Source organism: Streptomyces hoynatensis, assembly GCF_003626535.1.
Taxonomy (GTDB): Bacteria; Actinomycetota; Actinomycetes; order Streptomycetales; family Streptomycetaceae; genus Streptomyces; species Streptomyces hoynatensis.
This window is the reverse complement of sequence record NZ_RBAL01000003.1, coordinates 495,081-516,841: the sequence shown is the minus strand read 5'-3', so window position 1 is coordinate 516,841 and position 21,761 is coordinate 495,081. Positions and strand designations below refer to the sequence as shown.

At 74.8% G+C, this 21,761-nt stretch carries 21 protein-coding genes and 2 pseudogenes; 7 read left to right on the top strand and 16 right to left on the bottom strand.

Translation table 11 applies throughout. From position 1 onward, the window contains the following. Positions 1–30: 30 nt before the first annotated feature. A pseudogene (locus D7294_RS32960) lies at positions 31–182 on the top strand (IS5/IS1182 family transposase); the annotation flags it as partial. 2 nt (positions 183–184) lie between these two features. Here D7294_RS32960 and D7294_RS32445 read toward each other — a convergent pair. The 3 genes and pseudogenes from D7294_RS32445 to D7294_RS08110 form a co-directional block, all read right to left on the bottom strand. Next, a pseudogene (locus D7294_RS32445) lies at positions 185–301 on the bottom strand (transposase); the annotation flags it as partial. Positions 302–751: 450 nt separating this feature from the next. After that, positions 752–1,429, bottom strand: a complete 678-nt coding sequence (locus D7294_RS08115) for a hypothetical protein (RefSeq protein WP_120677050.1) — start codon at positions 1,427–1,429, stop codon at positions 752–754. After that, entirely contained in the window at positions 1,426–2,931 is a 1,506-nt protein-coding gene (locus D7294_RS08110; RefSeq protein ID WP_120677048.1) for an MFS transporter, read from the bottom strand. Before D7294_RS08110 ends, D7294_RS08115 begins: the two co-directional genes overlap by 4 nt. Before the next feature lie 85 nt (positions 2,932–3,016). Between D7294_RS08110 and D7294_RS08105 the strand changes: the two genes are divergently transcribed. Continuing rightward, complete coding sequence (locus tag D7294_RS08105) at positions 3,017–3,478, top strand: MarR family winged helix-turn-helix transcriptional regulator (protein WP_120677046.1); 462 nt, start codon at positions 3,017–3,019, stop codon at positions 3,476–3,478. A 63-nt stretch (positions 3,479–3,541) separates the two neighbouring features. Here D7294_RS08105 and D7294_RS08100 read toward each other — a convergent pair whose 3' ends face one another. The 4 genes from D7294_RS08100 to D7294_RS08085 form a co-directional block, all read right to left on the bottom strand. Continuing rightward, complete coding sequence (locus D7294_RS08100) at positions 3,542–5,338, bottom strand: asparagine synthase-related protein (protein ID WP_120677044.1); 1,797 nt, start codon at positions 5,336–5,338, stop codon at positions 3,542–3,544. A gap of 27 nt (positions 5,339–5,365) precedes the next feature. Then, positions 5,366–5,530, bottom strand: coding sequence for a lasso RiPP family leader peptide-containing protein (locus tag D7294_RS31835; protein ID WP_158674584.1), 165 nt, complete (start codon positions 5,528–5,530; stop codon positions 5,366–5,368). 316 nt (positions 5,531–5,846) lie between these two features. Continuing rightward, complete coding sequence (locus tag D7294_RS08090; RefSeq protein WP_120677039.1) at positions 5,847–6,245, bottom strand: nuclear transport factor 2 family protein; 399 nt, start codon at positions 6,243–6,245, stop codon at positions 5,847–5,849. Positions 6,246–6,284: 39 nt separating this feature from the next. After that, positions 6,285–7,403: a saccharopine dehydrogenase NADP-binding domain-containing protein gene (locus D7294_RS08085; RefSeq protein WP_120677037.1), complete on the bottom strand. Its 1,119-nt coding sequence runs from the start codon at positions 7,401–7,403 to the stop codon at positions 6,285–6,287. Between the two features lie 176 nt (positions 7,404–7,579). Between D7294_RS08085 and D7294_RS08080 the strand changes: the two genes are divergently transcribed. Both D7294_RS08080 and D7294_RS08075 read left to right on the top strand, forming a co-directional pair. After that, positions 7,580–8,512: a helix-turn-helix domain-containing protein gene (locus D7294_RS08080; protein ID WP_422070668.1), complete on the top strand. Its 933-nt coding sequence runs from the start codon at positions 7,580–7,582 to the stop codon at positions 8,510–8,512. Positions 8,513–8,650: 138 nt separating this feature from the next. After that, positions 8,651–8,836, top strand: a complete 186-nt coding sequence (locus tag D7294_RS08075; RefSeq protein ID WP_194117736.1) for a hypothetical protein — start codon at positions 8,651–8,653, stop codon at positions 8,834–8,836. Between the two features lie 268 nt (positions 8,837–9,104). Here D7294_RS08075 and D7294_RS08070 read toward each other — a convergent pair whose 3' ends face one another. After that, a complete protein-coding gene (locus tag D7294_RS08070; RefSeq protein ID WP_120677034.1) occupies positions 9,105–10,595 on the bottom strand; it encodes a VWA domain-containing protein in 1,491 nt (496 codons plus the stop codon). 17 nt (positions 10,596–10,612) lie between these two features. Continuing rightward, a complete protein-coding gene (locus tag D7294_RS08065) occupies positions 10,613–11,848 on the bottom strand; it encodes an AAA family ATPase (RefSeq protein WP_120677032.1) in 1,236 nt (411 codons plus the stop codon). 202 nt (positions 11,849–12,050) lie between these two features. Here D7294_RS08065 and D7294_RS08060 point away from each other — a divergent pair, with 202 nt between their 5' ends. Beyond that, positions 12,051–13,007: a C45 family autoproteolytic acyltransferase/hydrolase gene (locus D7294_RS08060; protein WP_241562184.1), complete on the top strand. Its 957-nt coding sequence runs from the start codon at positions 12,051–12,053 to the stop codon at positions 13,005–13,007. Between the two features lie 133 nt (positions 13,008–13,140). Here D7294_RS08060 and D7294_RS08055 read toward each other — a convergent pair whose 3' ends face one another. From D7294_RS08055 to D7294_RS08040, 4 genes are all read right to left on the bottom strand, one after another. After that, positions 13,141–14,076 (bottom strand): LysR family transcriptional regulator, encoded by a 936-nt coding sequence (locus D7294_RS08055; protein WP_120677028.1) that lies wholly within the window; start codon positions 14,074–14,076, stop codon positions 13,141–13,143. Positions 14,077–14,249: 173 nt separating this feature from the next. Next, a complete protein-coding gene (locus D7294_RS08050; RefSeq protein WP_120677026.1) occupies positions 14,250–15,545 on the bottom strand; it encodes an MFS transporter in 1,296 nt (431 codons plus the stop codon). Continuing rightward, positions 15,542–16,078 carry an ArsR/SmtB family transcription factor gene (locus D7294_RS08045; protein ID WP_120677024.1) on the bottom strand — a complete coding sequence of 179 codons (537 nt, stop codon included), beginning with the start codon at positions 16,076–16,078 and terminating at the stop codon, positions 15,542–15,544. The genes D7294_RS08050 and D7294_RS08045 overlap by 4 nt, the downstream gene beginning before the upstream one ends. A gap of 205 nt (positions 16,079–16,283) precedes the next feature. After that, entirely contained in the window at positions 16,284–17,108 is an 825-nt protein-coding gene (locus D7294_RS08040) for a helix-turn-helix domain-containing protein (RefSeq protein ID WP_241562183.1), read from the bottom strand. Positions 17,109–17,372: 264 nt separating this feature from the next. On the opposite strand from D7294_RS08040, the gene D7294_RS08035 reads away from it, so the two are divergent. Then, entirely contained in the window at positions 17,373–18,869 is a 1,497-nt protein-coding gene (locus D7294_RS08035) for an MFS transporter (protein WP_120677163.1), read from the top strand. A gap of 41 nt (positions 18,870–18,910) precedes the next feature. Here D7294_RS08035 and D7294_RS08030 read toward each other — a convergent pair whose 3' ends face one another. Next, positions 18,911–19,288: a toxin Doc gene (locus D7294_RS08030; RefSeq protein ID WP_120677021.1), complete on the bottom strand. Its 378-nt coding sequence runs from the start codon at positions 19,286–19,288 to the stop codon at positions 18,911–18,913. Positions 19,289–19,291: 3 nt separating this feature from the next. Further along, positions 19,292–19,540, bottom strand: a complete 249-nt coding sequence (locus D7294_RS08025) for a hypothetical protein (protein WP_120677019.1) — start codon at positions 19,538–19,540, stop codon at positions 19,292–19,294. 354 nt (positions 19,541–19,894) lie between these two features. On the opposite strand from D7294_RS08025, the gene D7294_RS08020 reads away from it, so the two are divergent. After that, positions 19,895–20,248, top strand: coding sequence for a VOC family protein (locus tag D7294_RS08020; protein ID WP_120677017.1), 354 nt, complete (start codon positions 19,895–19,897; stop codon positions 20,246–20,248). A 478-nt stretch (positions 20,249–20,726) separates the two neighbouring features. Here the strand turns inward: D7294_RS08020 and D7294_RS08015 are convergent, their stop codons facing one another. Then, complete coding sequence (locus D7294_RS08015; RefSeq protein ID WP_120677015.1) at positions 20,727–21,761, bottom strand: LacI family DNA-binding transcriptional regulator; 1,035 nt, start codon at positions 21,759–21,761, stop codon at positions 20,727–20,729.

Sequence of the window (21,761 nt, the reverse complement as noted above, 5' to 3'; positions counted from 1 at the left end):
TGACCGCTTACCTGCGTCCCGTGCACCTGCCAAGGAAGAGGTCCTTGGGACACCGCCGGCGTCAAGCATCGGCCGCACCACGGTCTCACTCCCGCCCAGCAGACCGTGAACCGGGCGCCGGCAGCCCGAACCGCATGACGTCACTCGCCAAAGCCGTTCTCACCCTGGAGCGGCACCGCTGAAGAAGCTCACTGCTCTCGATGCGTCCGGCGGTGCCGGTGTGCTGGCGCCGCACGCCCACTGTGTGCATGCCCTTCTTCAGGTCACCTGTCTCGTCCACGACCAGCACCGCGTCTTCGCGATACAGGTCCTCGACGAAGAAGCCGCGGATGCTGGCGGCCGACTCGGCGGAGGCGGAAACACGCGACGACCGCGCCGAGGCCGCAGCCGACCGCAACGGCCCTGACGTCGACGACGATTGGCCTGCGGTTCCGGGCCCGGGTGCTGACGGCCTTCCGGCGGTCACAGGCAGCCGCCGGCGCCGCCCTGGGACCCGAGGGGGCCCGCCCCGGGAAGGGGGTCTTGGAGGCGCTGCGCCTCCAGTATTCGGCATCCACCCTTCACCGGGAAACGGCGCGCCCTCCATCGCCGGGAACACGGCGCCGGCTCTCACCAGCCACAGCCACAGCCCCATGCCCTATCCGGCCAGCGAAGATCCGCAGGCCCGAGAGGGTGTGACCCGCGCCGAAAAGGCCGAAAACGCTCAAAACGCTGAAAGCCGAACGTCAATCATCGGTCGTTTTCTCTTACTTCACCGGTCGTCGTTGTGCGTGGTGACGTGGCCGACTTCGGGGAGCCGTCGGTCGGTGGGCGAAGCCGGGATCATGCGGGTGATCGCCTTGGGCATCGCGCCGACGGTGAACACGCGGACGGAGGGGCCGACGGCGACCGTTGCGAAGGAGGCTTCGGACGGTACGCGTTCCGGGACCGGGACGCTGTGGGAGCCCTTGTCCAGCCGGGCGTTGAGCACCTCCGTCGAGGTGCTCTTGGGCTCCGGCGGGGTGTAGGAGGTGACCCACCACGCGTGTACCGAGACATGCCGGGGGGCGTTCAGTGTCAGCTCCACGGTCCGGTGCGCCGCGTCGTAGGCGAGCCGGCCGTGGTCCGGTTCGCTGGAGGTGGCGGCCTCTTCGACCTGGGCGGCGATGAGGCCGGCGATGCCGGCGAGCCCTTGGAGGAAGGTGGTGTGCGGGTTGCGCCGGCCGATTTCCTCGCGCAGGTGCTGTTTGGTGTCGGCCGGGACCATGCCTCCGAAGACCAGGATGTCGATGCCGGTCGCGTCGTAGTCGTCGAGTACCCGGTCGAACTGGTTGGTTGCGTTGGCGGAATAGCCCTTGCCGCGCAGGATGCGGACGGCGTCGACGAGTACGCCCGGGCTTCGGCCGACGACGAGGACGCGTGCGGATGCGTTCGTGGGTGCCTTGCTCATGGGGTTTCCTTCATGGCGGGTTCGGGACCGGCTGCGTGGTGCGGCTGGTCGGGTTCGGGTTCTTCTTCGTGGGGCCGGGTGGGGTCTTCGCGGGCGTTCGTTGTCGCGAGGGCGATGAGTGCGGCGGCGGCCGCGAAGGCGGCGCCGGTGGCCAGGGCGTGGCGCAGGCCGGAGGTGGTGGCCTCCGGCACGGGCGTTCCCGATCCGAGCAGGTGGTGTATGCGTGCGGTGCCGACGGCGGAGAAGATGGCCAGTCCGAGGGCTCCGCCGATCTGCTGGGAGGAGTTGAGGATGGCCGCGGCAAGTCCGGCGCGGTTGGGGCCGACTCCGGCATTGGCGGCGGTCGTCACTCCGACGAACACGGCTCCGCTGCCCAGGGCCACGAGGAGAAGCCCGGGGAGGATGTGGGCGAGGTATCCGCCGGTGACGGGGATGTGGCTGAGGAGGAGCAGGCCACCGGCCGCGAGGAGGGCACCGGCGAAGACGACGATTCGGCTGCCGACCCTGGTGAGCAGCCTGCCCCCGATGCCGGCGGAGACTCCGACGCCGAGGGTCAGCGGGAGGTAGGCGGCTCCGGCGGCGATCGGGGAGTAGCCCAGGACGGTCTGCATGTAGAGGGTGAGGAAGTAGAACATCGAGAGCATGCCGGCGAACCCGATCAGCCCGGTGAGGTTGGCTGCGGCCAGTCCCGGCACGCGGAAGATGCTCAGCGGCAGGATCGGGTCGCGGGCCTGGCGCTCGATGAGGACGAAGCAGGTCAGGAGCGTGGCCACGGTGCCGAATTGGAGCCAGGTGCGGGTCGCGTCCCAGCCCTGGTCGGGTGCCTTGATCAGGGCGTAGACGAGCAGCAGCATGCCGCAGGTGACGACGGCGCTGCCGAGGAGGTCGAAACGGGATCTCCGCGCGGCCGGCAGGTCTCGTGGCAGGAGGGCGACGGCGGCGGGCAGTACCAGCGCGCAGGCGATCGGGTTGACGAACATGACCCAGCGCCACCCGGGCCCCTCGGTGAGGACACCTCCGAGCAGAATGCCGGCCGCCGAGGCCAGCCCGGCGACGGCGGCCCAGACGCTGAGCGCGGCCTGGCGGTCGCGTGGGGCCGTGAAGGTGGTGGTGAGGCAGGACAGGGCGGCGGGCAGCATGAGGGCGGCGCCGAGGCCCTGGGCGAGTCGCGCCGTGATGAACACGCCGGCGCTTGCGGCGAGCCCTCCGGCGAGTGAGGACAGTCCGACGAGGGCCGTGCCGGCGAGCAGCATGGTGCGGCGGCCCAGCAGGTCGGCGAGGCGGCCGCCGAGCAGCATGAAGCCGCCGTAGGTCAGCAGGTATGACGAGGGCACCCAGGGGAGGCTCTGCGTCGAGAGGTCGAGGTCTTTTTGGATGTGCGGCATTGCCACGTTGGTGATGGACGCGTCGACGAAGTCGAGGAACGCGACGGCACACAGCAGTGCCAGTACCCGGCGGCCACGCGGGCTGTGCAGCGTGGGCGGGAGGGGAACGGTCTCCACGTGAGCTCCTCAGGGGACCCAAACGAGTGTTGGGGGCGCCAACATAGCAAGTGTTGGGCGGGCCAACAAGTGGTAGCCTGAGGGGGTGCCTGTACGTCACGATCAGTCCGGACGGACGCCCGATCGAGTCAAGGACCGCCCGACCTGGCTCATCAGCCGCGTCTACGCCCGCTCTTCGGCGTTGCTGGGTGCGGGCTTCGAGGCCCGCGGCAACGGCCTGCGGGGCTACCACTACCGGCTGCTTGCCGCGCTCGAACAGTGGGGGCCCGCCAGCCAGGCCGACCTCGGGCGCGACACGGGCATCGACCGCAGCGACGTCACCGCCGCACTGACGGAGCTCGAATCGCGTGGGCTCGTCGAGCGCCGGGTCGACCCCCGGCACAAGCGCCGCAACATCGTCACCATCACCCCCGAGGGCGTGCAACAGCTTGCCGAGCTCGACACCGTCATCGGCGGGGTCCAGGAGGAGTTGCTTGCGCCACTGACCGGATCACAGCGACGCCAGTTCCTCGCCCTGATGTCCCGGCTTCTCGAAGCCTCGCGCTGAGCCGCCGACGGCACGGGCGTGGGCCCGCGGTTCGGGCCTCCGCCCCCACTCGCCACGGCCCCTTCAGGGGCAGGAGGCGGGTTGTGCGCGCAGCCAGGCTTCGCAGGCGAGTGTCTGCAGCAGCGGGCTGAGGATGTGCGGGGTGGGGTGCGGGGCCAGGAGCGCGGCGCGCAGCGCGCCGGCGTCGATCAGGCCCCGGCCGGCGAGGAGTGAGTCGCCGAAGAACTCCAGGAGTTCGCCGCGGTGGCGGTGCAAGGAGGCGTAGAAGTCGGCGGAGTAGTCGCCCTTGGTGGTGCGGGTCAGGAGCGGGGCGGGGACGATGCCCTCCATCGCCGCGGTCAGCAGGGGCTTGTACCGGCCGGGGCGTTCGCGGTCCTCCATCCGGACGGACAGCGCGGCATCCAGCACGTTGTCGTCCAGGCAGGGGGCGGCCTGGGGCAGTCCGGCGCGGCGGGCGGCCTGGCCGAGCCAGCGGACGCCCGCGCCGGCGGTGCGGGCGTACTGGACGGCGATGTGCTGCGCCCGCCGGGTGGCGAAGGGTTCCGGGCGGGTCGCGGCGGCTTCGCGCAGCAGGGCCCGGGCGGTCTCGACTCCCGCCGAGGTGGTCCAGGGCGGCATCGCCGGCGCCGGTCCCCAGCTCATCGAGGGCCATCTCGGTGCCTGGCCCCCGGCCGCCAGGTCCTCGGCCGCCCGGGTCAGCCAGCCGCGGTATGTTCCGCGCTCGCCGAGCGCCCGCAGCAAGGACCACAGCGGCTGCCGGTGGTGAAGACGGTGCGCGCGGATGCGGGGCAGCGCCCGCAGGGGGTGGTCGCGCACCAGGTCGTGGAGATGGCGGGGGCTGAGGCGAAACACCTCGTCGCCGCCGCTGCCGGTCAGGTGCAGGCGCGACCCTGCGGCGGTCATCCGGCCGGTCACGTCGTTCAGCCGGGCCGGGTTGCGCGGCCAGGCACCCGGGTCCTCCAGGCCCGTGGGCGCCCCGTTCAGCCCGGCGAACCACATCGGGGTCCGTTCCCGGCTCACCGTCAGGTGCCGCGCGTCCGGCAGGGCGGCGGCGGCCTGGCCGGCCCAGCCGGCGTCATCGTTGTGCGGGTCGGTGCCCCGGTGGTGGTTGGTGACCAGCGCGGCCCGGCCCCGGGAGGCCAGGAAGCACAGGCTCGTGGAGTCCAGGCCCCCGGACAGGTCCGCGCTGACGGTGCCGCCGCCCACCGTGCACGAGTCCACCGCGGCCGACAACGCCTCCCGCACGGCCAGGGCCCCGTCGGCCAGCGAGACGGCCGGCTCGGGGACCTGCCACCAACGCCCGGTGCTCGCCCCGCCGTCCGGCTCGAGCAGCAGGCAGTGGTCGGGCGGCACAGCGGTGACGCCGCGCCAGGCGCTGCTCTCCTCCACCATGGGCAGGGCGCCGGGGGTCAGCAGCCGGGCGGCCAGGACCCGCTCGTCCACCGGGGCGTCGATCGCCGCGGCCAGGACGTCGCAGCGGCCGGCGCCCACGGTGGCCCCGTCGAGCCGGGCGTGAAAGACCCGTCGCACCCCGGAGGCGCTGCCCCGTACCCGTACCCGCCCGCCGATCGAGGCGACCAGGTGGAAGCTGCCGGCCAGCCGGCGGGCGATGCGCTCCACCCCCTCGACGCTTTCCATGCCGCCCAGCATTGCCGACAGTTCGCCGGCGGTGACCGGGCAGCGCCCGATCACCGCCAACCGCGCCCGGCCCGCTTCGGCCACCACGACCTGGTCGTCCGGCCAGCGGCCCAGCAGCCACGGCCGTCCCGAGCCGTGCGCGATCAGCCGGCCTGCCCGCTCGCCCAGTAGGCGCGCCGCGGTCCGCGCGGCCTGGCCGTCCGGCAGCACGGCGAACCACATGTCACCCCGCACCGGAGCCCGGCGGCCCTAGAACCACCACCGCAGGCCCTCGCCGCCCTCCTCCAGCCTGTTCCCCTCGGGCCAGCCGAGGGTGAGCGTCGAGAACTCGCCGACCTCGACCAGCGCGGGCGGCTCGTACGGCTGCCCGCCGCTCCCCACACTCCCCTGCGTCACCGACACGGAATCAGCCACGATGGTTCCTCCCACTCGCTCACTCACGGCGGCGCCCCAGCGCCGCCACCAGCAGTGATTTCCCTCGCTGCGGGAACCACACCATCGGCGCCGGGGGGAGCCGGAGTGCGCAACAGCGCGCGCGGCGCGGATTCGGAAGACGCCACCGCACCGCGCCGCACCGCACGCCTCCGTGCGGCGGGGCTCGCCCAGCCGGTCGGCGGGGGGCCGTCCGGTGGCCCACCCGCCGGCTCGCCGGCCGCCAGGGGCCGGGCCCGGCGTGCCACGTCGCGGGTCACCCGGTTCCCGCCGCTCGTGCGCCCGGGCGCGCCCGCGGTCAGGGAGCCATCGCGGACAGCAGCCCGGAGCGGTCGAAGAAGACCTCGTTCCTGGTGATCAGCCCCTCCCGCAGGGTGACGGTGCACACTCCGCCGCACTCGACGATGCCGCGTGCCGCCGGGATCGAGGCGTGCCGGTAGTCGAGGAAGCCGCCCTCCAGCGGCCGGACCGCGGTGCTGGTCCACACCCACTCGGGGTTGCGCCCCAGCAACCGCCGGAAGTAGGACAGGATCTCGGGGCGCCCGCGTACGCCCTGCGGCACGGCGGGGTCGAGGTAGACCGCGTCCTCGGCGTGGAAGCCGGCGAGCCGCTCGGGGTCGTTCCCGGTCCAGGCCGGCAGCCGGCGTGCGGCGAAGGCGCGCGCCTCGGCGTGGGCGAGTCCGTCGAAGCTCGTCATGGCCGCTCCGTTTCTCCCGCCGGTCCCGGCACCGGCACGTTACTCGACGGTTCGGCGCGGGCCCGCGTCGTGGCGGTGGGAACCGGCCGACCTGGCCGTCCCGGGCCGGGCGGCGGGGGTGGCGTCCGGGGAGATGTCCAGGGAGATGTGCGGGGACAGGGAGCGGAGAAAGGCGGGGGCGTCGAAGATCTCGCCCGCGGAGGCGACTCCGGATGTCCTGGTCCGCCCCGTGAGGAGGCGCTCGACCGCCTCCACGGCGAGCGGCGCGGTGACCGCGTAGATGTCGCGGCCGGTTGCCGTGGCGCGCCGTTCGCGGCCGCCGCGGCGCACGACGGCGTCGACGAGGAAGGTCTGCGCGGACCGGCCGTGCTCGTCGGCGGGGGCGGGCGCCGGGGTGCCGGGGTCCGCCAGGTCCCTGGCCGCCTCGACGGTCATGCAGGTGTGCACTTCGGGAATGTCCAGGTGACGCGGGATGGTCACGACGTCCGCCATCGTGAAGTCGCCGACGACGGCGCGCGGGCCCATCGGCTCGGGGAAGGGCCAGGTGAGCGTGGGCAGTTCGTCCTGGTGGTACTCCAGCCGACCCTGGGTGAACCGGACGCCCCTGCCCTCCCGCCGCCGCCGGGAGACCGCGCCGGCGGCTCGGGTGCCCGCGGTGGGGTGCCAGCCGCTCAGGCCGTAGGCGACGTGCGCCTCCTCGGCGTCGGTCCAGTCGCCCATCGCCGCGGTGACCAGCAGGTCGCCGAGGCCGCCGTAGAAGGCCATCGCCGGGACGACGGCGGTTTTCGCGGCGCGGGCGCGGGCGCCGAAGTGGGTGAAGGTGTCGAGGTTGGCCTCGATTTCGGCCGCCACGTCCACGTACGGGATCCCGGCGCGCAGCGCGGCCTCGATCACGGGGGCGGCCGTCGTGGCGAAGGGCCCGGCGCAGTTGATCACGGCCGCGGCCCCGGCCAGGGCGCGGTCGAGTGCGGCCGGGTCGTCGACCGCGGCGGGGCGGGGGGCGGGTCCGGTCGGGGACGCCGTCGCCAGCGCCTGCAGCCGGCCGGCGTCGCGGCCGCAGAGGACGGGCAGGTACCCGCGCTCCCGCAGCCGGGCCACCACGAAGCGCCCGGTGTGCCCGTAGGCGCCGTACACCGCGACCATCTGGTCCGCCGTCATGGGTGTTTCCTTTTCGCTCCGGATCCGTTCGGCGCATCCGGTTCGTTGCGCCGCAGTCATCCTGGCCGGGGAAGAGCACCCGCACGAGCGTCCGGAACGACAGGCTCCGTACAATTCCGGACGTGCACACTGTCGCGCTGGCCGTCACCGACGGGATACTGCCCTTCGAACTGGCCATGGCCCACGAGATCTTCGACTCCGCCCCGGCCGGGTTCGCCGGCCCCTGGTACCGGGTCGCCCTCTGCGGGTCAGAGCCGGTGCGGGCCGGACGGTTCCTGCTCGCGCCAGAGCACGGCCTCGACCGGCTGCCGCAGGCCGACACCGTGATCGTGCCCGGCTGGGCCGACGTCGACCGCCCCCCGCCCGGCGGCCTGGTCGACGCGGTACGGGCGGCCCATGCGGCGGGCGCGCGCCTGGCCTCCCTGTGCACGGGCGCGTTCGTGCTGGCGGCCGCCGGCCTGCTGGACGGGCTGCGTGCGACCACGCACTGGGCGCACACCGGGGACCTGGCCGCCCGCTATCCGCGGGTCGAGGTGGACCCGGACGTCCTGTACGTGGACAACGGCCGGGTGCTCACCTCCGCGGGCAAGGCCGCCGCCCTGGACCTGTGCCTGCACCTCGTCCGCCTCGACCACGGCTCCTCGGCGGCCAACGCGGCCGCCCGCCGCCTGGTCGTGCCGCCGCACCGGGACGGGGGCCAGGCCCAGTTCGTCACCACCCCGCTCCCCGCGCCGCGGCAGCAGCCGCTCGCCGAGCTGCTTTCCTGGGTGCTGGAACGGCTCGACCAGCCGCTGACGGTGGAGGACCTGGCCCGGCGGGCCGGGATGAGCGCGCGCAACCTGGGCCGCCACTTCAGGTCCGCGACCGGCACCACCCCGCTGCAGTGGCTGCTGGTTCAGCGGATCAGGCGCGCCCAGGAGTTGCTTGAGACGACCGACGAGGACGTCGAGGCCGTGGCGGCGGCCACCGGGATGGGCACCGCGGCCACCCTGCGCCGCCACTTCAACCGCACCGTCGGGGTGCCGCCGGACGCCTACCGCCGGACGTTCAGGGCCGGGGGTGAGCGCCCCGGCGCCGGCCGGAAGGGGGCCGGGCCGGACCGGGCCTGATTCCCGGGGCGGGCGGGCCTGTTGTGCCGCCGGTAGGGTGCCGGGAGACTGCAGCGAGAGGGGCACCGGCGTGGGCGGCAGGTACAGGGACATCGAGGTCGCGGACATGCCCCCGCGCTCGCGGCGATTCTCGGGGTGATGCTCTTCGCGACCCTCTTCGCGGTGCTGTGGTACCTGTGGCGGCTCGATCACACGAGGCCGAGGGACCCGCGTGCCCGCGCGCGGGCCGAGCGGCGCAGGCAGAGCCGGAGGCGGCAGCGGAAGCTGCGTGCCCGGCGCGAGGCCCTGCAGCGCAGGGCCGCCCGCCGGGACGAGGCCGCCTGAGCCGGGCGCGGGTTCCGCCGCGGGCCCCGCGGTGCGGCCGCCGTGGGGGCGGTGGGGCCGGTCCCCCTCGCGCGGGTTCGGGCGGGTGCCGCGGGGAGGCCGGAGCCGTCGGCTCACGGGCCAGGCCGGCCGTGGGTGGTCGGGCGTGCGGAGCCGGGGGGTGTGGGGACGGCTCCCGCACGGCCGGGTCCTCGCCGGTCGGGTCCTCGCCGGTCGGGTCCTCGCCGGTCGGGTCCTCGCGGCCGGTCCTCCCGGTCGGGTCGTCGGGTCAGATCGTGCGGAAGAGGCCGGCGGCGGACCGGACGTCGGTGAGGTCCTCGATGGAGCGGAGGTTGTCGCACAGGACCTCGAGGACCGAGCCGGCCGCGGCGGCGTGCGCGGCGCCGACGGCCACGCCGAAGACCCGGAAGCCCAGCAGGCGCTTGGTGTCCCTCCAGCCGCGCATCCACTCCTCGGTGACGCCGCACTCGTCGTCGGTGATCAGCACGATGTCGCCGCCCGTGCGGGAGGCGCCGCCGCACTCCTCCCGCAGCAGTTCGCCGGCCGCGGTCAGCGGCGTCTCGTAGCTGGTGCCGCCGCCGAGGAAGGTCTCCGCGAACTCCAGGACCCGCTCGATCCCGGCGGGCCCGGCGGCCGGGAAGCGGAACACCCGGAGGCGGCCGGCGGAGGAGAACAGGATGCCCACGAAGTCGCGCTTGGCGGCGCGGGCCTGATCCAGCAGCGCCAGGGCGCAGGACTTGGCCCACGCCTCCCGGGTGACGCCGCCGGGCCCGGCCTCGTACATGGAGTGCGAGGTGTCCACGCACGCGATGACGGCTCCCCTGCCGGTGGGCTGCTCTCCCCTGCTGTCGTAGAGCATCAGCTCCCCGGCGGCGTGGCGCGCGGCGAACACCGCGCGGGCCCCGGGCAGTCCCAGGCCGGTCAGCTCGGAGGGAATGAGGCGGGAGAGGTCGTTGCCGAGGGTGACGCCGATCAGTTCCCCGGTGGCGTTCTCCACCTTGCGGGCGCGTTCCCCGCCGGCCATCTGCCGGAAGCGGCCGATGAGTTCGGCCCACCGGGCGAGGCGGCCCGAGCGGAGCCGTTCGGCGAGTTCGGCGCGGCGGCCGAACGGCATCCGCTGCAACTCGCCGTGCCCCACGCCCCATGCCCGCATCAGCGCCGCCTCCTCCCGCACGGCCTCGGCGGCCCGGGCGGCCGCGCCGCGCGCCTCGGCGCGGAGGGCGGAGGCCGCCGTCGCGAGGGCCCCGGCGGCGCCCTCCGGCGCGTTCCCTGCGGTGTTCCCCGCGGCCTGCGCGGCGTTGCCCTCCGCTTCTTCCGCGGCGCTCGCCGCGTCGTGGGCGGCCTGCGGGGCGTGCGTGGACTGCCGGGCCCGTTCCGGTTCCGGGTGGAGGCGCCGCAGCAGCCGGCGCAGGGCGGCGGCCTGGGCGAGTACGGCCATGGCGGCGGCGTAGGGGTCGCCCGCCGTCTCCCGGCGCAGCGCGGCGAACTCGGGTGACTCCACGAGGGCGGTGACGATCCGGTGGTTGACCAGCAGGGCGGGGTCCATCTCCGCTCGTTCGCGCAGCCGCGGGCGGCTCTGGTAGGCGGCCAGGAAGGCGTCGGCCAGCAGGTCGCCGGCGTGGGGCCAGCGCCCGTTCAGCTCCTCGGCCACCTCCCGCAGCCCGGCCGACTGTTCCAGGGTGTCGCGCCACGTGATCCGGTCGAAGCGGTCCGCGGCCACCGCCGCCGGCTCCCCTGACCTGCCCGGTGTCGTGCCCATGCGCCTCTCCCCCGGTCTCAGAGCTGGGCCTGCACCATGCTCGCGTCCATGCCGAGGGCCTCGGTGAGGACGCGGGCGCGCACGGCGCGCTGGCGGCCGGTGACGCGGTCGATGGCGGCGGTCGAGCGGCCGGCCAGCGCGGCCTCCTCGCGCAGCTGCTCCAGCCGCTTCCCCGCCATGGCGAGCCTGTGGTGGGCCTTCTTGATGACCCACTCGCTCAGCGCCTCGCGTGACTGCCCGGCCATGGCGTCGAGTTGGGCTTCCAGTTCCTCGATGGTGTCGGCCAGGTCGAGCGCCTCCCTGGCGTCGGGGTTGACCAGGTGCAGCACCTCGCGCTCGACGGCCGGGCGCTGTGCCGGGGAGTCCCACAGCACGTGCGTCAGGACCTGCAGGTCGGTCTCGGCGACCGCCTGCCGTCCGTCGAGGTGGGCGGATGCCTGGAGCAGGCCCACCGCCTGGCGCCAGCGGCGGTCGGAGGCGATCAGTTCCCGGCGGCGGAGGGCGGCCCGCAGCGTGCAGACCGCGTCCACGATCGGGTCGGGCACGTCGACGGCGGGGACGGCCCGGGTCACGGCGTGCCGCAGGTCGGCCAGGTCCACCGTGGTCCTCTTCGGTGCCGCCCGGGGCCCGACGGCGGAGCGGACCAGGGCGGCGAAGTTGGCGGGGTCCTCCAGGTAGCCGACCTCGATCCGCACCAGCAGCCGGTCGTAGATGGCGGCCGCGTCCTCCTCGCCCGGGAGTTCGTTGCTCGCGGTGATGGCCCCGATCAGCGGGCAGCGGATCGGCTGCCCGCCGCTTTCCGGGTGGTAGATCCGCTCGTTGAGGTAGCCGAGCGTCTCGTTGAGCGCCGCCGTGGAGCACTTGAAGATCTCGTCGATGAACGCGATGTGCGCGGTCGTGGCGCGGCCGTCGTAGACCTGGCGGTACTCGCCCCTGGCCAGCGCGGCGACGTCGATGGGGCCGAACATCCGCGTCGGCGCGGTGAATTTCGACAGGAGGATCTCCCAGTAGGCCGCGCCCTCGACCCGGCCCGCGAGTTCCCTGGCCATTTCGGACTTGGCGGTGCCCGGCGGGCCGAGGAGCAGCGAGTGCTGCCCCGCCAGCAGCGTCACCAGCAGCGTCCGCACCACGTCGGCGCGTTCGTAGAAGCGCTCGGACAGTTCTTCGCCGATCGCCCGCAGCCTGGCGGCCGTTTCCTTCGGGTCCGTCACGTCCGCCGGGCCCCGCCCGTCCGGCGTGTCCGGTGTGTCCATCTCCAGCCCCCTGTCCGCGGCGATCCGTTGGGCCGTGCGGCGGCCCGTGTCCCCCCGAAGCTAGACGAAGCGGTGCGCGCGCCGCGCACCGGCCGCTCGTGGCTCCCGGCTTCCGGCGCCCGGCCGGCGCCGGTGGCGGCCGCCTTGTGAATTACCCGAACACGTGGCTAGGTTGCTTTCCCCTCGTCCGATTCTCACCGGGGTGACAACGGCCATGCGGCACCGGCACAAGACCTTCCAGGCGATCGAGGTCGGCGACGGCGGCGACGGGCGGTGGGCCGCCCACGCCCGGGCCCTGTGGCCGGAGATGGCGGGCCTGCTGACCGAGGAGGGCCGCACCCGGCAGGGTGCGGACCGGGTCCGGGCGCTGTTTCGTGCGCACATGCCGGAACTGGTCCCGGTCCTGGAACGCCTGGCCGGCCGGCTCGGCCGGCCCGGGGCGGAAGCCTTCCTCACCCACGCGGCGCTGCGGCCGTTCTCCCCGGCCTGCACCCAGATCGGCGACGGGGGCACGCTGCTGCGCAACTACGACTTCCCGCCGGAGCAGTGCGAGGGCACCATCGTCTCCTCCTGCTTCCTGCGCCCCGTGATCGGGATGCAGGACGTGCTGTGGGGCCTGCTCGACGGGATGAACGACGCCGGTCTCGCGGTGTCGCTCACCTACGGCGGACGTTCCGTTTACGGACGTGGCTTCGCCATTCTTCTCATCGTGCGCTACCTGCTGGAGACGTGCGGCACCGTCGACGAGGCGCTCGGCAGGCTGCGGTCCCTGCCGGTCGCCGTCCCCCAGAACCTCACCCTCGTCGATGCCGCGAAGGCGGTGACGGTGTTCGTGGGGCCGGACATGCCGCCGACGGTGGCGCCTGATGCCTGCGCGGCCAATCACCAGCACCTGCCGGTGACCGAGGAGCAGGAGCGGGCCTCGCGGACGCAGGAGCGGCTGCGCGCCATCCGCGCCGCGGGGGCGGACGTGGCGGCGATGCTGAGGCCGCCGCTGTATCGCCCCCTCGACGCGCAGGGGCTGGGAACGCTCTACACGGCGCACTACCGGCCCGCCGAGGGCCTGGTGACGTACCACTGGCCCGGTGCCTCCTGGCAGCAGTCCTTCGGCGACTTCGCACCCGGGTCCCGCACCGTGGCCCTGGGGCGGGCCGGCTGAGCGGCGGTGCGGTCTCCCGCCCGGCCCGGCGCGGAGATCCGGCAGGCACGTGCATCCCCCGGCGGCGGGCGGGCCGTTCCCCGGCCCCCGGCCCGGCCGCAGGCGCCGGGGGGGCGGCGGCGCGTGGGGCCGTTCAGTGGGGAATCACCCAGTCCGGTAGCCAGGTTCCGGCGGCGTCCCGGTCTGCCGTCGTGGCGGCGAGGTGGGCGCGGAGGGTGGCCAGGGCCGGGTGGGGGTTGTCGCGGTGCCACAGCAGCGAGTGCGGGTAGACGGGGGTCGGGCCGGTCACCGGGATGCGGCGCAGGCCGTGGCCGGCGGGCCAGATGAGGCGGGTGTGCTCGCCCATGAAGGTGGCCAGGGCGGGGGTGTCGCAGATGGTGTCGAGGAGGGCGTCGGAGCCGAAGTTGGGTCCGGTCGCCTCGATGGTGAGGCCGAACGCGGCGACGAGGTCCTCGTAGTACGCGGCCCACTCGGTGCCGGGGGCGATGCCGGGCATCCAGATCCGGTGCCCGGCGAGCTGCGCCAGGGTCACCGACCCGGCGCCCGCCAGCGCGTGGGCGGGGCCGGTGAGGAGCTGGAGCGGCTCGTCGAGCACCCGGCAGGACTCGATGTCCTCGGGGAGGGGCCGTCCCGGCGCGGCGACGGCGCGGAAGGTGGCGTCGATCGCGCCGGAGCGAAGGGCGGTGAGGGCGGTCTCGATGTCGAAGAGCATCATCACGTCGAGGTCGATCTCGGGGTGTGCGCGGTGGAAGCCGCGCAGCAGGCCCGACTGCGCGCTGCGCGAGGCGATCACGTCGACGCGCAGCGGGCGGCTGCCGGGGCGCACGGAGGCGCCGGCACGCTCGGCGGCGCGCAGCAGCTCGCGCGCGTGGGGCAGGAACGCCTGCCCGTCGATGGTGAGTTCGGCGCCGCGTGGGGTGCGGGTGAACAGCCGGACCCCCAGGCCGCGTTCGAGTGCGCCGATGCGTTTGGAGACGGCCTGCTGGGTGAGCGACAGGTCGGTGGCGGCGCGCTGGAACTGGCCCGCCTCCGCGACGGCGACGAAGGTGCGTACCGCTTCGAGATCCACGCCTGCCCACCCTAGTGAACAACCGGGAGTTGTGGAGTTCCGGCGGATCGGTTCTCTGACCTGCCGCTGTCCTGGCCGCTTTCCTCTCACCGGTCAACGCCGGTTTGTTCGGCTGGGGGCCACAAGGGGGCGCCCGGCATGTGGGGCAGGAGACGGCCGGGCCGGGAGGTCCGTCACGACAAGGCGGATGCACCCTCCCGCTCGGGTTCCCCGGATGCCGGGCGGGCAGGGCCTCCGGCCGGGGCGGCGGCACGCAGCGCCGCTTCGACCCGGCGGTTGCCGGTCAGGGACGCCGTGACGGCCGTCATCGCCAGCAGGAGGACGGCGGCGGCGTACAGCGGGGTGCGGATGTCGTAGGCGGTGGCCAGCCAGCCGCCGAGGAAGGCCCCGACGGGGGCGGCGCACATGGCCAGCATGCGGGAGGTGGAGGCGACCCGGCCCATGAGGTGGGCCGGCACGATCGCCTGCCGGAGGGAGGGCCCCAGGACCATCGTGGCGCCCATGCCGGCTCCGCAGGCGGCGAGCGCCAGCCCGGCCGGGTACGGGTTCGGGGCGGCGGCCAGGCCCAGGATGGCCAGCCCCTCGACCGCGGCCGTGCAGGTCAGTGCGGTGCCGGTGCCAAGTCGCCGGCCCAGGGGGGAGGCGATGCCGGCACCGAGCAGCCCGCCGGTGGCCTCCGCGGTGAGGAGCAGGCCGAACCCGTAGGTGCCGATGCCGAGGCGGTCGTGTGCGAAGAGGGCGAGGACGGTCTCCACGGCGAGGAAGGCGATGTTCCCGACCGCGGGGCGGAGCGCGAGCCCGAGCAGCAGCCGGTCCCGGAAAACGTACGAGGCCCCGGCCCTCGCCTGCCGGAGCAGCGACTCGCGGGCCTCGGGCACGGGCCGGGGCACCGCGGGCAGCGTGCGTACGAGGAGCGCGGAGAGCAGGAACGACGCCGCGTCGGCGAGCAGCGGCACCGCCCTCCCGAGCGCGAGCAGCGCGCTGCCGGCGGGCGGCCCGGCGAAGCCCGACATGGCGGTCTGGGCGCCGCGCAGGCGGGAGTTGGCGCGCTCCAGGAGCGTGGGGTCGCGGCCGGGCAGATCCGGCAGGCAGGCCGTGGCGGCGGTGTCGAAGAAGAGTCCGCCGAGGCCGTGCACGAAGGCGACGGCGGCGAGCAGCGGAATGCTCAGCGCGTCGAGCGCGTCCGCTGCCGCGGGTATCGCGAGCAGCGCCGCGCGCGCCGCGTCCATGACCCACAGGGTGCGCCGGCGGTCCCAGCGGTCCACCAGCGCGCCACCGAGCACCCCGAAGAGCAGCCACGGCAGCGTCCCGGCGGCGGTGACGGCGGCGAGCGCCATCGGGTCCCGCGTCAGCGTCAACGCGAGCAGCGGCAGCGCGGCATGCGACACCCCGTCACCGAGCGAGGACACCGTCTGCGCGGTCCACAGCCGTCCGAACCCGGCCGGCAGCCTCCGGCTGCCCGAGGTCATCTGGCGCTCCCCTCGGCCTGCCCGCCCGGTGCCGGGTGGAACAGTGCGAAGACGAGCGACGCGTCGGGCAGCGAGGGATCGGACAGCTTTTGGTACTCGTCCGCCAGGGCCTGCAACCGCGCCGCCAGCTGCGTGAACTGCTCCGCGGTGAGGCGCAGATGGGCCATCCGTACGTGCCGTTCTTTCCTCGGCGACGCCTCCAGGTCCGCCAGCGCATGGCGCATCAGCACATCCGGTCCTCCCTCACCGGGGTCCGGCAGCGAGATCGACCGGGCGGCCAGCGCGTAGTACCGCTCGGTGACCCCCCGCACCTTCCGCGTCCGAACCACCTTCACCAGGCCGGCCCGCTCCAGCAGCCGTACGTGATAGCTGGAACTCCCCTTCGCCAGGCCGACTTTCGCGGCGATCTGCGTGATCGTCGCGGGCTCGAAGCGGAGCGCGGCCATGATCCGGTGGCGCGTGAGGTTGGAGACGGCGCGCAGCTGCTCGCCGGTGGTGACGTGGAACGTCTCCGGAAGATCGTCGGTGGGCATGCGGGCAATGGTCAACGACTCTTGACCATTGCGCAAGGGGGTTTCGCCCGGTGACCGCGAGCCCCGCGGCGCGCGTGCGGCCCGCCCCGGCGGCCGGAGATCCGAGGGAGTGCCCGTCGTGCCCCCGTCACCGGCGGCCTTCCGGCGGCCGTGCCGCCCCTCGCCGCGCCGCGGCGATCGCGGCGGGCGGCAGCTGGCGTCCGGCTCAGCGGGCGTCCGGCTCGGCGGGGCCGGCCGGGGACGCGGCGCCGGAGGCGAGGAGGGCGCGGACGCGGCTGGGGGTGTGGCCGAGTTCGCCGCGCATGACCCGGGTGAGGTGGGCCTGGTCGCTGAAGCCGAGGCCGACCGCGAGCGCGGCGAGGTCGGTCTCGCCTTGGTCGATGCGGGTCAGCGCGCGGCTGATCCGCACGCGATTGCGGTAGCGGCTCACGGACATGCCCACGTGGTGGCGGAACGTGCGGCTGAGGTGGGAGGGGGAGGTCCCCAGCAGGCGGGCCAGCGCCACCAGGCCGGCGCCGCCTTGCCCGTCGGCGAGGATCGCCTCCCTGGCGCGCTCGGCCAGTTCTTCCCGTCCCGGGGTGGGCGTGTCCCCGGGCTGCGTGCGGAGGGCCAGCCGCAGCAGGTTCAGGACGGCCTCGGCGGCGGCGCCGTCGGGATCCTCCGCGCCGGTGCGCAGGAGCAGGCGGTGGGCCAGTTCGAGCCGTGCGTCCGTGCGGACGGCGGGAGTGCGGGCGGCCTCCAGGCCGGCCGTCAGCGCCTCGCCGAGGAAGGTGACCGACGTGCACACGTCGCCGCCCGCGGGGTGGGCGAACCGTATCTCCTCCCCCGGGCGGTGGAGGTAGCCGGTGGTGGGGTCGGCCGTGACGCGCCGTCCCTGGCAGTCGACGCGGAACCGGCCCTGCCTGACCAGGATGATCTGCGCGTCGGCTGCGGTCTCGGGAGCGGACCAGCGGGCATGGTCGTCCGCGCACTCGACCGCGCGGATCACGAAGTGCGGGCTTTCGACGACCTTTTTCACGGTACGCGCCACGCGGCCTTGTCTATCAGCCCCGCCCGCGGTCCGCATATTTCTTCAAGACCCGGCAGGCACGCACGGCCGATGCTCTGACGCGTGCCCGCTCCCGCTCCCAGGTCCGGTGGCCTCTGCCGCCCGGTCCGGCCCGCTCTCCGGGGTGCCCGGACGCCTGGGCGGCGGGCGGGCACGCCGCTCGGCCCTGCGGCCGGGTCCTCGTGCCCGGACCTGCCGCAGGACCGGCTCCCCGCGCTGGAAACCGACGTGGAAAGCCCCGCCGCCATGACCGACGAGAAGTCGCCCTCCGCCGCGCCGCGCGGCATGCTCACCGTTCTCCTGATCGCCCAGCTCATGGCGAACATGGACAATTCGATCACCACGGTGGCGACGGAGACCCTCAGGGAGGATCTGCACGCCACCGGATCGGTGATCCAGTTCGTGATCTCCGGGTTCACGCTGGCGTTCGCCGTGCTGGTGGTCACCGGCGCCCGGCTGGGCGGCCACTACGGTCACCGCAGGATCTTCCTGGCCGGCCTGGCCGGATTCACCGCGACCTCCCTGGCGTGCGGGCTGGCCCCGGGAGCGGTCGTGCTGGTCGCCGGGCGGGGGCTGCAGGGCGGGTTCGCCGCGCTGATGGTGCCGCAGGTGCTGTCCTTCATCCACCTCGGCTACCGGGGCCGGGCCCGCGCCCGGGCGGTCGGCCTCTACTCGATGATCCTGGCACTGGGCGTGGCGTCCGGGCAGATCATCGGCGGGCTGATCGTCGGGATCGACGTTCTCGGGTCGGGCTGGCGGGCGGCATTCCTGGTGAACGTGCCGGTCGGCCTCGTGCTGTTCGGGGTCGCGCGGCGCATCCTGCCGCACGCTTCGACCGGGGGCAGCGAGCGGCTGGACGTCGCCGGGGTGGCGATCCTCGGGCTGAGCATGACGGCGTTCACCGCGCCGCTCGTGGTCGGCCCCGGCCACGGGTGGCCCTGGGGCGCGTGGGCGGTGCTGGCGGCGGGGGCGGCGGGACTGGCGGCGTTCCTCTGGTACGAGCGGCGGCTGGCGGCGTCGGCGCGGCGCCCCCTGCTCGACCTCGGGCTGCTGCGGACGCGCGGCATCCGCCCGGGGCTGCTGGCCTGCTGCGTGCTGAACTTCGGCTACGCCGGTGTGGTGTTCACGGTCACGCTGTACCTTCAGGGCACGCTGCACTACGGGCCGCTGGAGGCCGGGGTGGCCTTCGTGCCGTATCCGGCCGGATTCGCGACCGTCAGCCTGACCTGGGCGAGGCTTCCCGAGCGGGTGCAGCGGCTGCTGCCGGCCGCCGGGCCGCTGGGCTTCGCCCTCGCGCTGAGCGCGTTTCTGCTGAGCGTGCAGGACGGGTGGCCGGCCGTGGCGGCGATCGCGCTGTTCGCCGTGGCGGGTGCGGGGCAGGCCGCCGGGTACAGCCCGCTGGTCGCGCGGATCTCCGACCGGGTCAGGGCGGAGCACGCCTCCGACCTGTCGGCGGCGCTGTCGACCGGGACGCTGTTGTCGAGCGTGCTGAGCATCGCCGTGACCGGTGGCGTCTTCCTCGCCTGGTCGGATCGGGGAGCGGACGGCGCGCGCACCGGGCTGAACCTGGCGCTGTGCCTGCTGATCGTGCTGCTCCTGGTCGCCGCGGCCTGCGCCGCGCGCGCCGTCATGGTGCTGGGGCGGGGGGCGCCGGGAGGCGGGGACGGAGCGGTGGCCGCCGCGCCGGACGCCGGGGAGGCCAGGGGGACGAGGGAGGCCGGGGAGGTCGGGGAGCGGGTGTGAGGGGCGGGCGCCTCTCGGGGCCCCGCGGGCGCCGGGCGCGGTCAGATGCGCCAGGAGCGGATGCGGTCGGCGGCGGCGTAGATGTCGGCATGGCCGCCCAGGACGTCGCGGGCGAGGTCGACCAGGGCGCCGTAGGGCGGGTCGATGCCTTCGCCGGAGAGGTGCATGTAGGCGACGGCCGTGGCGCAGGCGAACCGCACGTTGGCGGCCGGCAGCGGCCTGAGCAGCGCGAGGGTGTGCAGCAGGGCGGCGGCGCGCCAGGCCGCGTCGGAGTCGGTGCCAAGGCGGGGCGGGTCGACGCGGTGGCGGGCCACGGCGGCGACCAGCGCGGAGAAGTCGGCGACCGTGGGCTGCTTGGGCAGGACCTCTTCGTGGCGCTGGAGCAGCCAGGGCACGTCGATGTGGATCACGGGCGGCATGGGTCAGGCGGCCTGGGTCCCGGAGGCGTCCGGCAGCCGCTCGTCGTCGGGGAACGCGGCGGCGAACTCGTCCGCGTGCGCGGTGAAGAAGCGGCGGAAGACGTCGGCGCCTTCCTTCAGCGCGCGGTGGCGCTCGATGTCGGCGGTGGTGGCCTCGCGGACCAGGGCCTTGAGGGTCACCCCGCGCTCGGTGGCGATGGCGCGGAGCGCTTCGAGCTCCGCCTCGCTGAATTCCACATTGAGAGCCGGCATGGCCCCCACCCTAGCGGCTCGGTACCCCGTGGCCAATACCCGCAGGTCAGTGAGCCCATGGCGAGGTACCGGGCAGGTCCGCGGCGAGCCGGGCGAACGCCCCGGCCGCATCCACCGCGCCGCGCCGGGCCCGGCCCGTGCAACCTGCCCGCGCACGCCGGCCGGTACCGCGCCCGCGCGGACGTGACGTGCGTCCCGTTCGCCGGCGCCCCGCCGTACGCGTGGGGGCCGGGCCGGCGCTCCAGCGGCGGAACGGAACGCCTGCGGCGGGCGGGCGACTTGGGCGTAGCACAATGGCGCGAGGGAGGGCGCCGGGGCGGCCGGCGCCCGGGACGACGCGGGAGTGCTGGGCACATGGCGAACCGATGGGCCGGGGTGACCGTCGACTGTCTCGACGTGGAGCGGATGGCGCGCTTTTGGGGCACGCTGCTCGACCGCAGGCCGGGGCCGTCCGAGCCGGGCTGGATCTACCTCGGGCATCGCGACGACCCGCAGCCCCGCCTCGTCTTCCAGCCCGTCACCGAGCCGAAGCGCGGCAAGGTACGCCTCCACCTCGACGTCGTCGTCGACGACATCGACGAGGGCATCGCCCAGGTTCTCGCGCTGGGCGGCCGGTCCACCGGGGAGAGGCACGAGTACGAGGAGGGCGTGGTCGTCGTGATGGCCGATCCCGAGGGGCACGAGTTCTGCCTGACGCAGTACTTCTGACCGGCGGACGCCTCCCGCACCGCGGCCGCGGGGCGCGCGGGCCCGGCGCGCGGGCGGGCTCCGCGCCTTGCGTGCGCCGGGGAGCCGCCGGCGTTGCGGATCGTGTGCCGGGGCACCTGCGGGGTGGTGGCGTAGCGGGAGAGGTGCGGGGTGGTCATGGGCGTGCTCCGTGGTGATCGTCGGCTCGGGCGACCGTGGAACGTCACGCGAAGGTGACGTCGGGACAGTGGGGCGGAGCGGGCGGGCGGCGCGGCACCGAGTCAGCCGGTGCCGCGCCACGCTTCCCCCTGCCCGCCGCGTTTCCCCCGAGGCGGGCGGCAGCAGAAGCCTCACCCGGCGAAGGGCGCCGGTGCAATGCCCGCCCACGTCCGGGACTGTCCGGGACAGCGCCGGCCGGCGGCAGGCCTGGTCAGGGCCGGTCTCCGCGGCGAGCGATTCCGGCCGCGCTCTTGGGGCCGGTGCTCGCCGTGGCGCGGCGTCAGCGGGCGGTGGCGGGGGGCGGGGGCGCGGTGGTGGAGCGGACGACGAGTTCGGTGGCGAGTTCCACGCGCGGGACGTCGAGGCGGTCGCCGCGGGAGAGCCGCCGGAGGGCGCGGAAGGCGACCGCGCCCATCTCGCGCAGCGGCTGGCGGACGGTGGTCAGCCGGGTCGCGGGCAGCCGGGTGGCGGGCAGGTCGTCCAGGCCGACCATGCTGACGTCCTGGGGAACCCGCAGCCCGAGCCCGCGCAGTGCCTCCCTGGCGCCCAGCGCCATCTCGTCACAGGAGGCGAACACGGCGGTCGGGGGCTGCGGCAGGGCCATGAGCCGGCGGCAGGCCTCCAGGCTGGAGCGCGGGTCGGCGTTGGCGTAGTCGGCGCCGACCGTGAGGCGGTCCTCGACGGGGAGCCCGGCGGTGCGCAGCGCCTCTCGGTAACCGGCCTGGCGGGCCGTGTTGCAGGGCAGCCTCGGGGGGCCGGCGATGAAGCCGATCCGCCGGTGGCCCAGCCGCAGCAGGTGTTCGGTGGCCGTCCGGCCCGCCGCCCAGTTGGTCGCGCCCACGCTCGGCAGTTCCGCGCCGGACCAGCCGACCAAGTCCACCATCACCAACGGGACGCCCAGGCGGCGCAGTTCACCGTGGAGGGCGGGGTCGAGGCCCCAGGTGGCGAGGATGACGCCGCTCGGCGCGCGGCGGCGCAGGCCGGCGAGCCACTGCCGCCGGTCGGGGCCGGTCGTCTCGTAGGGGACGACGGAGACGGCGGTGCCGATGCCGGCGGGGGCGGCGGTCCGCTCCACGCCGCGCAGGATCTCCCCCGCGTGCGGGCCGAGTTGGTGGAAGACCACCTCGACCAGCGCCGCCCGGCCGCGGCGGGTGCCCGCGCGGGGGCGGTAGCCGTGGCGCCGCAGCAGCTCCTGCACCCGTTCCCTGGTCTGCCGCCCGACGTCGGCACGGCCGTTGACCACGCGGGAGACGGTGGCCACCGACACGCCCGCCTCGCGGGCGATCGCCGTGATCGTCACCTTGGTGTGCGCCAT